The sequence below is a fragment of the Leptospiraceae bacterium genome (assembly GCA_024233835.1).
In the GTDB taxonomy this organism is placed as follows: domain Bacteria; phylum Spirochaetota; class Leptospiria; order Leptospirales; family Leptospiraceae; genus JACKPC01.
The window spans coordinates 406,462-421,697 of the sequence record JACKPC010000001.1; the positions used below are offsets into that span (position 1 = coordinate 406,462).

14 protein-coding genes are annotated in these 15,236 nt (G+C 38.0%); 4 read left to right on the forward strand and 10 right to left on the reverse strand.

The window, feature by feature from the left end; all coding sequences use genetic code 11:
• Positions 1 to 41 precede the first annotated feature (41 nt).
• The 4 genes from H7A25_01940 to H7A25_01955 all read left to right on the forward strand — a co-directional run bounded on the left by H7A25_01940 (position 42) and on the right by H7A25_01955 (position 2,720).
• Positions 42 to 401 carry a hypothetical protein gene (locus tag H7A25_01940; GenBank protein ID MCP5498637.1) on the forward strand — a complete coding sequence of 120 codons (360 nt, stop codon included), beginning with the start codon at positions 42 to 44 and terminating at the stop codon, positions 399 to 401.
• A 117-nt stretch (positions 402 to 518) separates the two neighbouring features.
• A complete protein-coding gene (locus tag H7A25_01945; GenBank protein ID MCP5498638.1) occupies positions 519 to 791 on the forward strand; it encodes a hypothetical protein in 273 nt (90 codons plus the stop codon).
• A complete protein-coding gene (locus tag H7A25_01950; protein ID MCP5498639.1) occupies positions 791 to 1,720 on the forward strand; it encodes an ABC transporter ATP-binding protein in 930 nt (309 codons plus the stop codon). The genes H7A25_01945 and H7A25_01950 overlap by 1 nt, the downstream gene beginning before the upstream one ends.
• Positions 1,713 to 2,720, forward strand: coding sequence for an ABC transporter permease (locus H7A25_01955; protein ID MCP5498640.1), 1,008 nt, complete (start codon positions 1,713 to 1,715; stop codon positions 2,718 to 2,720). Before H7A25_01950 ends, H7A25_01955 begins: the two co-directional genes overlap by 8 nt.
• Here H7A25_01955 and H7A25_01960 read toward each other — a convergent pair.
• The 10 genes from H7A25_01960 to H7A25_02005 all read right to left on the reverse strand — a co-directional run bounded on the left by H7A25_01960 (position 2,717) and on the right by H7A25_02005 (position 15,235).
• Complete coding sequence (locus tag H7A25_01960; protein ID MCP5498641.1) at positions 2,717 to 3,307, reverse strand: hypothetical protein; 591 nt, start codon at positions 3,305 to 3,307, stop codon at positions 2,717 to 2,719. The genes H7A25_01955 and H7A25_01960 overlap by 4 nt on opposite strands.
• Positions 3,294 to 4,286, reverse strand: a complete 993-nt coding sequence (locus tag H7A25_01965) for a glycosyltransferase family 2 protein (GenBank protein MCP5498642.1) — start codon at positions 4,284 to 4,286, stop codon at positions 3,294 to 3,296. Before H7A25_01965 ends, H7A25_01960 begins: the two co-directional genes overlap by 14 nt.
• The gene (locus H7A25_01970; GenBank protein MCP5498643.1) at positions 4,283 to 5,491 is read right to left on the reverse strand and encodes a glycosyltransferase family 4 protein; all 1,209 of its coding nucleotides are present in this window, start codon (positions 5,489 to 5,491) and stop codon (positions 4,283 to 4,285) included. The genes H7A25_01965 and H7A25_01970 overlap by 4 nt, the downstream gene beginning before the upstream one ends.
• Positions 5,488 to 6,561, reverse strand: coding sequence for a hypothetical protein (locus H7A25_01975; protein MCP5498644.1), 1,074 nt, complete (start codon positions 6,559 to 6,561; stop codon positions 5,488 to 5,490). Before H7A25_01975 ends, H7A25_01970 begins: the two co-directional genes overlap by 4 nt.
• A 16-nt stretch (positions 6,562 to 6,577) precedes the next feature.
• Positions 6,578 to 9,898 (reverse strand): carbamoyl-phosphate synthase large subunit, encoded by a 3,321-nt coding sequence (gene carB, locus H7A25_01980; protein ID MCP5498645.1) that lies wholly within the window; start codon positions 9,896 to 9,898, stop codon positions 6,578 to 6,580.
• Positions 9,899 to 9,986: 88 nt separating this feature from the next.
• Positions 9,987 to 10,487 (reverse strand): OmpA family protein, encoded by a 501-nt coding sequence (locus H7A25_01985; GenBank protein MCP5498646.1) that lies wholly within the window; start codon positions 10,485 to 10,487, stop codon positions 9,987 to 9,989.
• 127 nt (positions 10,488 to 10,614) lie between these two features.
• On the reverse strand, positions 10,615 to 12,858 hold the full coding sequence (locus tag H7A25_01990) for a sulfatase (GenBank protein MCP5498647.1): 2,244 nt from the start codon (positions 12,856 to 12,858) through the stop codon (positions 10,615 to 10,617).
• Entirely contained in the window at positions 12,842 to 13,426 is a 585-nt protein-coding gene (locus H7A25_01995) for an RsmD family RNA methyltransferase (protein ID MCP5498648.1), read from the reverse strand. Before H7A25_01995 ends, H7A25_01990 begins: the two co-directional genes overlap by 17 nt.
• An 8-nt stretch (positions 13,427 to 13,434) precedes the next feature.
• Positions 13,435 to 14,631: a DegT/DnrJ/EryC1/StrS aminotransferase family protein gene (locus H7A25_02000; protein ID MCP5498649.1), complete on the reverse strand. Its 1,197-nt coding sequence runs from the start codon at positions 14,629 to 14,631 to the stop codon at positions 13,435 to 13,437.
• Between the two features lie 127 nt (positions 14,632 to 14,758).
• Entirely contained in the window at positions 14,759 to 15,235 is a 477-nt protein-coding gene (locus H7A25_02005) for a hypothetical protein (protein MCP5498650.1), read from the reverse strand.
• Position 15,236 lies beyond the last annotated feature (1 nt).

Consider the following 15,236-nt stretch of genomic DNA (forward strand, 5'->3'; position numbering starts at 1 on the left):
TCATTAGTTTTTCAACTAATATACTATGTTTCGGAGGTATAATGAAGTATATTCATTTCATCTTAATTACTTTTAGTCTGATAGTTATACTCAAGTGTCAAAAAGAGATTACAGTTTCCTGCACGGACTCTCCCAAAACGCTGAAACTTCTGGATTCACAATCTTTTATAGCCAGTTGCCCTCAAAACTGTGGAGGGGGGCTTTTATGGGGAACGGATATTTATACTACTGACTCTGCTATCTGCAAGGCCGGGCTTCATACCGGTTTGCTGGATAGAGAAAAAGGCGGCAGTCTAAAAGTTACACTTTTACCCGGACAAAATAGTTACTCCGGTAAGGAAAGAAACGGTGTAAAAAGTTCAGATTGGGGTTCTTATAGTTCCAGCTTTAAACTGGAATAGACCATATTATTATTCTTTTTTAATCGGAGTCTGCTTTTACAAAGCCATCGGGAAAATATGGAAAAGTGTTTGACGTAGAATCCCTTTAAACAAGCCTTTATACCTCAGGAGAAGATTATGCGAGAACTCATGGAAAAAAAAATCAAAAATTACAACGGCAATAATAAGGTTTTAGGCATTTCCCTTGAGGGAGAGGAAATCTTACTTGTGATTGACGAACCCGGATTACCGGAAGGTAAATTAAAAGATTTTGCAAATGGTATGCTTTACCCGGTTTCTTATTTCAAAGAGTTTCGGAATTACTCAGGTAAGTTCAGTTATAGTAAAACCAGAAATCATGATATTCGGGCCGGAGAATACGTACACGGTGGACAAAATACCCGTCGATAATGCTCCAAAAAGCTATTGAACTCAAACAGGTCTGTCGTTCTTTTAAAAATCTTAAAGCCAACGATAACCTGACAGAAACTATTTACGAGGGAGAGTACATTGGTCTACTGGGTCCGAATGGAGCCGGGAAAACCACCCTCGTAGAAATGATTGAAGGAATACAAAAGCCGGATTCCGGTGAAATTATTATTTTCAATAAAAATTGGGGAAAGGATGAAAAAGAGCTTCGCAAGCTCATCGGCTTTTCTTTACAGGAAACCAGGTTTATTGACCGCCTGAGTGTTTACGAAACACTCAAACTTTTTTGTAGTTTCTACGGTCTTGCTATTTCCGAAGCAGAGCCTTTACTGGAACTCACCGGCCTTCAAACTAAGAAAGATACCTATACATCAAAGCTCTCCGGGGGACAAAAACAGAAGTTAGCTCTCTGCATAGCCCTGATACATTCTCCGAAGATTCTTCTTTTAGATGAACCTACTACAGGTCTGGATCCTTCTGCCAGAAGAGATATTTGGAACTTGATACTGGAACAGAAAAAAGCAGGAACCACACTTATTTTGACTACACACTATCTGGAAGAAGCCGAATTTCTCTGCGATAGGATTTTAATTATGGATAAGGGAAAATTCCTGGCCAGGGGAAGTATGCAAGAGTTATTAGAAAATCATGGAATGCATGAATTGATTCGTTTTATTCCACAATCCTTTCTTCCCGAAGAAAAACTTTATTCCTTACCCGGATTCGAATCTTTACAGATTGATTCACGTAAAAATAGTTACACCCTTCATGTTAAAGAAATTATGCAAACATTACCTTTTTTACTAAAAGAGCTGGAACTATCCGGCATTAAAATTAAAAATCTTGAATGCAGGAAGATGAATTTGGATGATCTTTTTCTTGCCATGACCGGGAGAAATCTGGATGAATAGGCCTCTTTTACAACTCTACATTTCCCAGCTTAAAGTCTTTTTTCGAGAACCCGGTATTCTCTTCTGGGCTTTTGGTTTTCCTATCATGATGGCCTTTATTCTCGGAACGGCTTTTGATACCAAAAAAAATTTGTTAGGAAAAATTGCCTATATAGGAACTGAAGACAAACTCGGTGAATTAAAAATTTTACAGAAGAATAAAAACTTTGAAATTCTATCTATGACAGAAGAAGAAGCTAAACTTTCATTGAAAAGAGGAAAGATTTTACTCTATGTAAAATCTGAACCAACTAATACGTATCGTTATTACTTTGATCCCGGAAACTCAGAAAGTTATCTTGCCTATTTAAAACTACAGAATCGATCCGGTGAAGCAAATATCATCCCTTTAACTTCAAAGGGAGAAAGGTATATCGATTTTTTTATTCCGGGGCTTATTACTATGGGAATCATGAATTCCTGCCTCTGGGGAATAGGTTGGAACCTTATTGAGTTTCGAATGAAAAAACTTCTAAGAAGAATTATAGCCAGCCCTGTTCGTAAATCAGACTTTTTGCTTTCTCACTTTTTGAATCGACTCACTATTACCTTTGCAGAAAATGTGGTTCTATTACTTTTTGCCGGTTTCTATTTTAAAGTTCAAATGCCTCTATCCTGGGGAAGTTTTTTCTTACTTTTTTTGGCCGGGAATTTTTGTTTTGCCGGTTTCGGGGTCTTGATTTCTTCCCGTACAGCCAATACACAGATTGCCAATGGCCTGATAAATGCGGTAGGTTTTCCCATGATGATTCTTTCGGGTATCTTTTTTAGCTATCATAATTTCCCTGATTGGATAATCCCTGTCATACAATACCTGCCTCTTACTGTTTTCACGGATGCCTTGAGGATGGTATTTGTAGAAGGAGCCGGACTTGTTGTAATTATCATTCCAACAGTTCTTCTATTTTTATATGGCTTATTCACGTTTCTTCTGGGACTTAGGATTTATCGCTGGGATTAATTTTTCTTTTCTTTTTCAGAACAAAGTGTATAAACCTGGTGCAAAAAATTTTCTGTTTTTTTTAACTCTTCATTAATAAAATCTCTCAGCAGGCTGTCTCTTTTTCTGGCTTCAAACTCAATTCGTTCTAATCGACGAACTAAGCCGGGAAGCTGATACAGGGAAATGATAAAAAGAAAAGGAAAACGAAGATAAGGGATAAAAAATACAATATGGCTCAGGAAAAAAAACTTTAAACGCCTGATGATAACTCCCTTATTTCTTCCTTCTTCACTCCGAGTAAATTTGTATATAAGAAGAACTTTATGTGTTTTACCGCTTCGTAATTTTTCCAGAAGGGGAAGGATTTCTTCTTCAGTAGCATCTCTTTGTAAAATAGAACGATAAAGGTTGGAGATAAATTCATAGTCTTCAAAAGAGAGTAGTTCTGAAATGTCATATTCCTGTTTTATTTCTATACCGGGATTTTCCCAGTTTTCTTTGCTCATCTGAAACCAGATATGGCTTCGATTTTGTAGTTTTCGTCTTTCAACTTCTTTACGTATTCCTTTAATTAGTTCTTCTGGATTTAAGTTAGCAAGTTTCACTTTGTACCTCTTTGTGTCGGTGAAAGGTTCTTTCTCTGTATAGATATCGAATATAAGAATAGGAATTTTTTTGAAAAGATTCTTTCAGGGAGTATCGAAAAAAATAATATGGAAACATTAGTAAGTAGAATATTTCAGTACAGAAGTATAACCATGAGCCTGTTTTTAGCCTGTGATAGGCTTCATAACGAAGACGTGTGTAGATAATAGGAATGGTATATTTACAAAGTAAACGCATGGGAAATGTTTTACTCATATTTATCCAATAATTTCGATTGAGTAAGCGGTATTTAAGAAAAGGAAGTTTTTTTGTGGAAGCAGAAAACTCGTGATACGCTATTGCTGAATCGATATACCAGACTTCAAAGTCCGTTTTTTTTTGTAAACGACAGCAATACTCCAGATCCTCAAAATAGGCAAAGAAGGTTTCATCTAAAAAACCTATTGTTTCCAGAGTTTCTCTTTTAATCAGCATACAGGCACCGGATACAGCCAGACAGGGGCCCTCTTTGCGAGATAATTTTTCAACGGGAATACCAAAATCTCTATCCCAGGCATAGCCATAAAAATTCATTTCTATCCCTGTGGAATTCAGAATATTCCTATTCTCTAAAAAATGAATTTTGCCCCCTATAATCCCCGCTTTTGCTTTTTGTTTTGCCTGTAAGATAAGATTATGCAATAAGTCTTTATCTACAAGTAAATCATTATTTAATAAAAGGAAATACTTATATTCTCTTATTAATCCATATTGGAGGGCCTGGTTGTTTGCATGACAGAATCCTGCATTATAGGTATTCTTAATTATTTGAATATCTGGATATACTAATTCAATTTGCTCTCGGGATCCATCTTTTGACGCATTATCTACTACAATTATATCAAATTCAGAATAAGAGCTCTGAAGCAAGGATTGTATACAATGAAGAGTTTTATCATTCGAATTCCAATTTAATAAAACTATAAGAAGTTCTTTCATTCGCAATAAGCCCTTATGATTTCTTCACTCGACTTCTTGGAATTGAAAGTTTTTGCTTTTTCTTTTCCCAGTTGTATTAGCTGTTTTCTATATTCTTCTTTATGGAAAATCGTTTCCATAGCCGTGAAAACTTCCTCCGTATTTGCCGGTGAAACTAATATTCCTGCACCTGAAAGAATTTCCGGTATAGAAGAAATATTAGAAGCAATTACGGGAGTCTTAGAGTGCATAGCTTCTAATACCGGAAGACCGAAACCCTCGTACAGAGATAAATACAAAAAGCAGGTGGCGTAATGGTAAAGAGAAGGTAAGTCAGAAAGAGAGGCATAACCGGTAAAAATGAGTCTATCCCTGTAGGAATAGGATTCCAGGAACTTCTTAAATATTTCATTTTTCCAGGCCCAGGCACCGACAAGCACAAGATAAGTTTTTTCTTTTGCATGTTTTTCTGTAAAAAGAGCAAAAGCTTCCAAAACCCGTTTCAAATTTTTTCTGGGTTCAATAGTGGAAACAGAAAGAAAATAGGGTGAATCTTCAGGAATTGCATATTTTTTTCTTATTTCGATTTCAGGCAGATAGCTTTCTGTTTCATATATCGGATGGACACAGGGATAAGATACGAGGGTTCTGTCTTTCGGTATCGAATAATAATGGATGAGATCATTACGTGTAGATTCCGAAATACAAATAAATGTATCAAAATATTTTAATTCTTTTTGTTTTTCTTTTTCTTTTAAAATAGAGAGTTCATCGTGCAGGTTTGGAAATAGTCGGGCAGTTAAATCAAATATAGTAATTACATTTTTTTTGGCTTTTTTATTCGGAATAAAAAGCCAGTCTACAGCATGAAAAACATCTGGAGAATCTTTTTTACTTTCGTGTATTGAATATAGAGAAGGATAGCGCAGGGCAAACTGCAAATGTTCTTTTACGAAAGGAATGGGTAGAAGCCTGTCCCTTGTATACTTGTAGAATTTATTGAGAAAAAAAAACGAACTAAATTTGGTTATTTCTAAATTTTCAAAAGTAAATTTCTTGGTAATTAAATCGGCATATAAAGTCTCAGAGAGAGTATCTTTTTCTATGTATAGACCATATTCGTGTTCAGGAAAATACTTTTGGAGATTTAAAATCATTTGCAGGGTATAATTTCCGATCCCGCTCAATTCATACTGTAAAACAAAAGCATCCAGTCCTATCTTCATAGAAAAATTATCCTTTTGAGATTTAAAAGTTCTTCTCTTATTCGATTTCTTTTAGATTGAATATACTTGTTTTGAAAGAATATTTCAATACGCTTCAAGTATAATTCGTGCAAGCGAACCCTTTCTTCTTCCGGATCTTTATCAGACAAATATTTTTCTTTATATATCTCATAACGCTGCATTCTTTCGAGTAAATTAAGATCTTCTTTACCTTCTAATAATTTTATAAACTCTTTATATATTAATTCCGGTTCAAGATCTAAAAGACAGGCTCTTCTACCTTTTTGACAGAGATGCATTTCTTCTTTACCCTTCGATTGTTCGTGGTAACAACCAAAACAATCAATAGAGGGATGTAAGGGGAGCCGTATATTAGAAGTTCCGCAGAGTCTGAGTTCCGGCAGAGTGGGTCCAAATAAGGCAATCGAGGGAACTGAAAAAGCCCGGGCAATATGTAATAAACCGGAATCGGGACCTATAAAAAAGGAAGAAAGGGAAAGTATATAGGAAAGCACATTTAAATCCGGAATACGACCGCAGAAATTAACATACTCCGGATCTAAGGTATGCGGATTGGAAGAAAATACAAGAATGCTAAATTCCGGATGTTTCTTTTTTAGAATATTCAGGAATTCATAATATTTTTTAAGCGGATAGTTTCTTAGTTCTGAGGCAGATTCAAGCTGAACTGAAATGATTTTTTTTCCGTTATGGCCAAATTTAAAAAGATAACGTTTGGCCTGTAGTTTTGAAAAGGAGCTGAAGGAAAAGGGAAGCAGTTGTTTTTGTACCCGGATTCCTGTCGAAAGAGAATAAGCATCCTGTATATGAAGATTCGGATGATCCTCGTAATGAAATAAAAAAAGTTTCTCGTATTCAAATTCAGGAAGGCTGGAGTTTAAATTTCGAAACAGATGAATTTTATGAAATAGACCGGGTTTAAAAAGGTCTATGTCTGTTAAAAGCTCAGGCGAATAAGAAGGCTCTGCTTTTAAAAACTCCTGCACAAAAGGCAAAATAAAGACCAGGTCTCCAATTGCCATATGCCTGAGAAAGAGAGCCTTCTTCAAAGAAACCGGACTCCTATTAATTGCCGATTTCTTTGTGAATTTCCTGTAAACTCCGAATCGAAAAGCCCTTATTTAACATTTCACCGAGTCCGTTAATCAAAGCCTTAGCCGCCTGGGCTGTTGTCAAACAGGGTATTTTATATTTAATGGCAGATTGACGAATGATGTAGGCATCATCTCTCTGTACCCGGTTCATCGGTGTATTGATAATCAGGTCTATTTTCTTTGCTTCGATGAAGTGTAAAACATTCGGAAAAGAACGTTCATAGTTCTTGTTGATAGCGGAAGAGAGAACCCCATTTTCGGATAAAAATTCATGGGTTCCTTTGGTTGCCATAATATGATAGCCCATAGAAGAAAGCTTAGAGATATAAGGAAGAAGCTCGGGTTTCGTTTTATCGTTAATACTCACGAAAATCATTCCTCTCTGTGGTGGTTCATCTCCGGCCATAATCTGGGCTTTCAAGTAAGCTTCTCCGGCAGTTTCAGCGATTCCCATCACCTCACCTGTAGAACGCATTTCCGGGCCGAGAATGGTATCCACACCCGGAAACTTATTAAAGGGTAAGACTGCTTCTTTTACGTTTACAAGAGCAGGAATCAATTCAGGAACCGGGATAAGGCTTTTCAGACTCTCTCCGAGCATGATTCTTGTCGCATATTTTACTACCGGAATACCAATGGACTTGGAAACAAAAGGAACGGTTCTCGAAGCCCTGGGGTTTACTTCTAAAATATAGAGTTCTTCTTTCTTGATAGCAAACTGGATGTTAATCAGCCCTTTCACTTCCAGTTCAAGGGCCAGATTTCTCGTGGCTTCCTTGATTTCAGCTAGAACTTTTTTGGAAATACTCTGGGGAGGAAGAACACAGGCCGAGTCACCGGAGTGGATCCCGGCTTCTTCGATGTGCTCCATAATCCCGGCGATGAAAACATCTTTTCCATCGGAAAGGGCATCTACATCGACTTCTATTGCATCTTCCAGAAAGGAATCTATCAGGATAGGTCTTTCTTCTGAAATCTCTTCTGCATCATCTACGTATTTATCCAGTTCTTTTTCATCGGTAATAATTGCCATAGCCCGACCGCCGAGTACATAACTCGGTCTTACCAGAACCGGGAAGGAAATCCGTCTCGCAATTTCCCTCGCTTCTTCACGGGTAACCGCCATGCCGTTGGCTGGTTGTTTGAGTTTTAGCTTATCCAGAACTTCTATAAAACGCTTCCTGTCTTCGGCCCGGTCAATAGAATCCGGAGAAGTTCCTAAAATATTTACTCCCCGTTTTTCCAGGTCCATAGCGAGTTTTAATGGGGTTTGACCTCCAAATTGAACAATCACCCCATAAGGTTTTTCCCGATTATGAATAGCGATTACATCTTCTAAGGAAAGAGGTTCGAAGTAAAGTCTATCTGAGGTATCATAGTCAGTAGACACTGTTTCGGGGTTTGAATTCACCATAATAGATTCGATTCCGGCTTCCTGTAGTGCAAAAGAGGCATGGCAGCAACAGTAGTCAAACTCAATTCCCTGTCCGATTCGGTTCGGGCCCCCTCCCAAAATCATTACCGACTTTTTGTCTGTAACCCCGGCTTCATCTTCCTCTTCATAGCTGGAATATAAATAAGGTGTATAGGCCTCAAATTCTCCCGCACAGGTATCAATCCGTTTATAAACCCGGTTGACTCCTTCTGCTTTTGAAACTTCTTCATCCAGTTCTTTTTCAGCCTTATTTAAAATGGAATTTATTCTGGACTTAATTTTACTTAAAGATTCATCAGATTGAATAATTTCCAGAATCTGTTTACGGTTTCTTAAAAAAGCCAACTGACGGTTAGAAAAACCTGCCTGTTTCATTTTTTTCAGGATGGAGTTTCCTTCCTTGATGTAACGCTCTCCTAACTCATGAATTTCATACATCTGGCGCACAAACCAGAAATCCATCAGGCTCAGCTTACAAACTTCTTCGATACTCAGGCCATTTTCAAAAGCCAGCTTAATATAAAAAATACGCTTATCCGTAGGTTTTTTCAGACGACTTTCTAAAATTGCTTTTTTTTCTTCCGCTGTTTTTCCTCTAAATTCTATCAGTTCCTTTAAATAACCATCAGCACCAAAACCATGACGATCATTTTCCAGGGAACGCAGAGCTTTCTGAAAACTTTCTTTGAAGGTTCGACCTATGGCCATTGCTTCCCCTACTGCCTTCATCTGAACTCCGAGGGTATCATCTGAATCCTGGAATTTCTCAAACGAAAAACGGGGAATTTTGGTTACTACATAATCAATAGAAGGTTCAAAACTGGCAGGAGTTACCCTTGTAATATCATTTTTTACTTCATCCAGGGTATAACCAATCGCAAGAAGAGCCGCAATTTTGGCTATTGGAAAGCCGGTTGCCTTGGAAGCAAGAGCAGAAGAACGGGAAACCCTCGGATTCATCTCAATTACAATGATTTCTCCATTTTGCGGATTTACGGCAAATTGAATATTGGAACCACCCGTTTCGACCCCGATAGCCCGAATAATTTTCAAAGCCATATCCCTCATTTCCTGGTATTGCTTGTCGGAAAGGGTCTGCTGGGGAGCTACGGTTATAGAATCACCTGTATGAACCCCCATCGGGTCAATATTTTCAATAGAACAAATAATTACTACGTTATCAGCATTATCCCGCATGACCTCAAGTTCGTATTCTTTCCAACCCAGAACGGATTCTTCAATGAGGATCTGGTTGATAGGAGAGCTACTGAGTCCTCTCATGGCTACTTCATCAAAAGTATCCCTTGAATGACAATGACCGCCGCCCGTACCGGCAAGTGTGAAAGCCGGACGAATAATCACAGGAATCCCGATTTCCTCTACAATCTGCCTGGCTTCTTCCATATTGGAAGCGAGGCCGGAACGGGGAACCCGTACCCCTATAGATAGCATGGTTTTTTTAAAAAGGTCCCTATCTTCTGCTCTTCGAATCGCATCTGTTTGAGCCCCTATCAGCTTTACATTAAAGCGATCCAGAATACCTTCTTTATGAAGGTTCATGGCGAGATTTAATGCAGTTTGCCCTCCTACTGTGGGCAGGATTGCATCGGGCCTTTCTTTTTCCAGGATTTTGGTTAAAACCGGAACGGTTAAGGGTTCGATATAGGTTGCATCTGCCAGAATCGGGTCTGTCATGATGGTTGCAGGGTTAGAATTTACAAGGATTACCCGGATGCCCTTTTCTTTTAGGGCTTTTGTGGCCTGTGTTCCTGAATAGTCAAATTCACTTGCCTGGCCTATTACTATAGGGCCGGAACCAATGATGAGTACGGATGAGAGGTCTTTTCTCTGAGGCATATTAAAAAAACAGTTTTTTTGAAATATGCCTTATCTTCAAGCAGAAATAAGGGATACAGATTTTATGCCTGTATCCGTTGGAGTAAGCTTACTTCTTGATTAAACGGAAGGAAATTCTACGGTTTTTTCTGGCATCCGGCTCGGAAGGAATCATGGGTTCATTGGCAGAAACACCTACATATTTCATTCTGTCCTGAGGGATTTTAGCTTTTACAAGCTTATCATAGAAATATTTTGCTCTTTGCTCGGATAACCATTGATTGGGTTTTTTTCCAACAGCACTGTCTGCATGACCTTTTATTTCGAGAATATAATTACCCGGTCCGAATTGATCTACATATTGAACAAGGGTGGTAAGGCTGGAAATAGCCCATTGATTGAAATCTTCATCTTTGAAAGAAGTGACATGAGGATCATAACCATTTGGACCCCCAAAGAAGGTCAGTCTTTTTAAAACTTCATTTGCGTCGTCAACGGTTGGTTCTTTTTTTGTTTCTACTTTCTGAGGTTCGGCACAATTATAAGCCAGAAAAAGAACCAGAAAGGATATTAAAATTTTCGCCAGAATATTTCTTTTTTGCAATTTCATACCTCTAATTTTTATAGTTTCTAAAGCATATTCCGAAACTATATAGACTCCTTTTTTATCGTTTTTATAACCTATTTTTGCAATTCATTCCAATCAATTATTTTTTATTATTTTAGCCGAAGAGGTTTTATTTTGTAATAGGCGGGATAAAGATATAATCATTAATAATTTCTGCATTTTCAGCCTTTTTACACAGTTCAAATAACTCATCTTTATACGCTTTTCCCACTACCGGCAGGCTATTCCATAAATTCTGGGTGTTTAGGGGATCTTTTAGTCTGTCAAATAGCTCAAAATGGACTCCATCAGAAGTTGGTATATAAATCAATTTGTATTGTTTTCCGATTAAGCCCCTGTGTTTGGCAAAGGCAATTTTATCTTTATATTCGGGTTTGGTAATCATAATTTGAAAACCTTCAGAGGGAATGATAGTATGAAGTTTTAGTATATTCGGATACATGATTCTTTCTTTTTGAAAAAAATGTTCCCCCTTATCGGAAAACCAGATTCCGGTTTCGGTATACACTTTTCTATCGGTAAACTTACTTTTTTGATTTGGTAGTCTATTTAAAGAAAGACCCGGAAAATTCTTATGAGTAGGTATTTTATAATAATCTAAGATAGTAGGAAGTAGATCGATAGAAGAACTCATTTCTTCTATTTGTCCTTTTTTTAAACCTGTATAGGAAGAGGGGTATTTTATAAATAAAGGAACACGGCTGATGTTTTCTCCGCGAAGATGTTCTCCATGTCCCTGCCCATGAACTCCTTCATACAGAGCTTCCCCGTGATCACCTGTTACAAGAATAAAGGAAGAATCATAAATACCTTCTTCTTTTAAGTAGCGGATAAGTTCACCAAATTCCTGGTCAAAAGTATGAACAGCTGCATTAAAAACATTTCGGATTTGTTCCATATCTTTTTTTGAGGGTTTAGTGGACTTTGAAGGATCTACAAACTTAAAAAACTTATACTGACCCCGATAATTTGGGTCTCCGAATTGTTTATAATACGGGTAAGGCGGGGAATAGGGAAAGTGGGTAACGGAAAAAAAAGTCGTCAGGAAAAAAGGAGAATTTTTGTTCTTTCGAATATACTTTCGAATCTCAGGAAGAATTCGTCTTCCGTCCCCGAGGCCGGGAAGCCCATCCACTTCCTTAAAAAACTTTCCTCCGCCCAAAAACTCTCCGGTTAAAAAAGGCATAAGAAAAACCTGGGGTTCTAAAACCTTCTGTACAAGTATAACAAGAGCAGAAAAATTTGGAGCTTCTGTTTTATCAAAACCAAAGTTAGCCCTCGGAAAAATGTCTCCGGCAAAGTTAGAAAATACAGCTGTATGAAAACCATGTTCTTTTAATATCTGCGGAAGAGTCGGGAAAAAACCGGAGCCTAAATTATTTTTCTCTTCTTTAGAAGGAAACATGTGTCGAATTTTATGACTCATAGAATATTCACCGCTCAGCATATCCGCCCAGCTCGGAAAAGTTCTGGCAATAGTTACGTGGTGGTCTTCAAAACTCAGGCTTTCTTTTTTGAAACGATCCAGGTTCGGGGTAATACTTTTTCCTTTATACAAAAAAGAAATTCTATCTGCGCGCAAACTGTCCGCGACTATCCATATCAGAGGAGCTTTATTTAAAGCTGTTATTTTAGTTTCTGTACTACGGTTATCATAATAATAAAATGAAAGAAAGGAAATGAAAATCAAAAATAATACGGCTACTTGTTTTTTGTTGGATAATTGAAACATCTTATATAAGGGGAATAATAAAAATAATACAACTAATGGGATGAGAGAAGAATAAATATAGAGCAGAAGAAACAGACTGAGATACACAACATAAGATAAAATTTGCTCTTCTCCTTTCTTGAAAGCCGAGTAAAACAAAAACAAAAAACTACTTCCGTATACGAATACGAAAAGGGAATAATACAAATGTGGAGAAAAATAGTTCGTTATAAAATATAAAAAAGAAAGCAGGTAGGGATGCTGTAAGTAAAAGAAGTCTCCGTAGAGCTGCGGATACATACAGACCGAACCCAAAAAACCCAAACCGAGCAGTATGCTCAGATAAAAAAAGGAAAGAAAAAAAGTGGATTTATTTGTTTTTTGGAATCGAAGTTTAAAAGGAAATAATAAAAAATGGAGAATTAAAAAATAAATCAGGAAAACTTTGGCTGAGGTAAGGATGAAATATCCCGCATAGTCCTTATTTAAAATAGAACCGAGTTCCTCGCTTAAGTCAACCCCCATTAAACGAAAGGATGCGTTCAGGGCAATCGATGAAACAAAAAAGAATAAGGAAAATAAAAAGGGCAGGTATACTTGCGAAAATAATTCTTTACGATAGGTTCTAAGTAAATGTAGCATCTGTTTTAATTAAAAGGTAATTATTCCTGTAGCGTTTCACTTCAAAGTTTTCCCAATTCGGGTTTTCCCCGGCTTGCAAGATAAGCATCTTTTTTCCCGGCAGGGAAGAGTTTAAAATGTTCTCGGTAAGTTTATAAATCTTCTCTTTAGAAGAACCATTCCAAAAAGAATAAGGTAAATCTAAGAAATAAACCAGTGTCTCCACATTTTCACAGTTTATCTCTTTGTAAAAACGGAAAGCATCCCTGTGATACACTTCTAAATCAGGAGCAATGTCCTGCATATTTTTCTTTAAAACCCGAAACCTTTCGGAAGAAAGTTCAAAAAGTACAGAACGGGAAAAACCCCGACTGAAGGCTTCAAGCCCCATTTGTCCTGATGCGGCAAAAAGGTCCACAAATACAGAAGTTTGCTTATTCAACTTGCCCTCCATTTCCAGGGAATCCAGAATCGAGAAAACAGCTTCCTTGATAAGGGAAGGAGTAAAGTTTTGATTTCCTTTAATAGCCGGAGGTGTACTTAAAACCCTGCCTTTCAAACTCCCGGATAAGACCTTTAACTTTTGCATTCGAATATTTAAGCGAGTAAAATTTCTCGAACGGCTGAAATAACATCTTCCACATCTTCTCCGTTCATCCCGGCAAAAAGAGGCAAAGAAAGAGCTTTTTCATACATGGCACCGGCATTCGGATAGTCATTTCGATTAAACCCGAATTCTCTTCGATAATAGGGATGTTCATACAGGGGGATAAAATGCAGACTGCATCCAATATTACGTTTTCTTAATTCTTCACAAAGTTCATCTCTTGAAACACCCGAAACTTCCGGGTCTAATTCAATTCGAAATAAATGCCAGGAATGAACCCCATTTTCATCGTCAGAAGGGAGTTTGAGTCCCGGTATATTAGAAAAAGCCTCTATATAGGTATGAGCGATTTCGGTTCGTCTTGTCCAGAATCTATCGGATTCTTTAAGTTGGGTAATGCCGATAGCCGCTGCAATATCGGTCAAATTGTATTTAAAGCCTGCCTCTACAATTTCGTAGTACCAGCCCGGACGATTGTAGCTATCCCGGTTCATCCCGTGCAGGCGCATCAGACGAATTCTTCTTGCATAATCTGCATGAGGGCTTGTCACCATTCCCCCTTCCCCGGTAGTAATTCCTTTGGTAGCATAAAAACTAAAGACCGTAAAATCTCCCCAGGTACCTATCATTTTCCCTTTGTGAATCGCCGGAAAAGCATGGGCAGCGTCCTCAATTACGAAAAGTTGGTATCTTCTCGCAATTTCCATGATTCCTTCCATATCACAGGTGTAGCCGGCCAGATGTACGGGAAGAACAGCTTTTAAAAGTTTTCCCGTTTCTCTATGGTAAAGCCTTCCTTCTTTTTGCACACATTCTCGTTCAATTGCTTCTTCGAGAGTCTTAGGACTCATGAGGTTATGAACAGGATCTACATCGGTTAAAACCGGCCTGGCCTTAAAATAGCAGGCTACCTCAGCTGTTGCGGTGAAGGTAACTGCCGGGACAAAAACCGCATCTTTTTCGGTAAGTCCGATGGCTTCCAGGCAGAGATGAAGTCCGGCTGTAGCTGAATTCAGGGCTATGGCTTCCGGTGCTGAAGTATACTCAGCAAAAAGAGATTCAAATTCCTGAACTTTGGGGCCTGAGGTTACCCAGCCGGAGCGCAGGACTTTACTCACTTCCTCAATAGCATCTTCAGAAATACTGGGAAGGGCAAAGGGCAAGAAGGTCTTTCTAATTGTTTTCATGTGCATCTTATCTCTAGTTTACTCGGAAGAAATCGTCAAACCTATTATCGAATTTTTACGACATAAGCCGGTCTTTTGTTCCGACTTCTATTCGGTTTATTGAAGGAAATGAAGCAAGAAAATACTTTTATTTCAATCGAATATCAACAAATACAGCTTTTATCGCTTCTTCGCTTTCAACTATATATTCATTGTAAAATTCACTATCCGAGTTATCTACGCTAAGCTTTGAAACCGGAAGCTTCGGTTCGTAGGCGTTGTCTCCCTTACTGTAAGAGCGAATTTCGATAGCAGAATGCTTTTCCTTTCCCAGTATCTTTAAGGCAAGGCTAAAGATAGTTCTACCCGATAAACCACCGCCGGGAAAGGGAGCCGGGTCGGTGAGGAGGTAATCCGGGCATAGAAAACCCTCCATTCCTGAAAGTTCTCCGGAGGAGGAAAGCTTTCGGTAGCAGAACAAGATTTTTTCTTTTATTTCAAGCTCCGGAGCCACAGCAGATTTCACAAGAAACTCTTTTTTCTTTTCGGTTTCTTCTTTCCCTCCGGTTGTTTGGCAGGAAAATCCAATTAATAAGCTAAAGAATAAAATTATTAAAATCTTCATT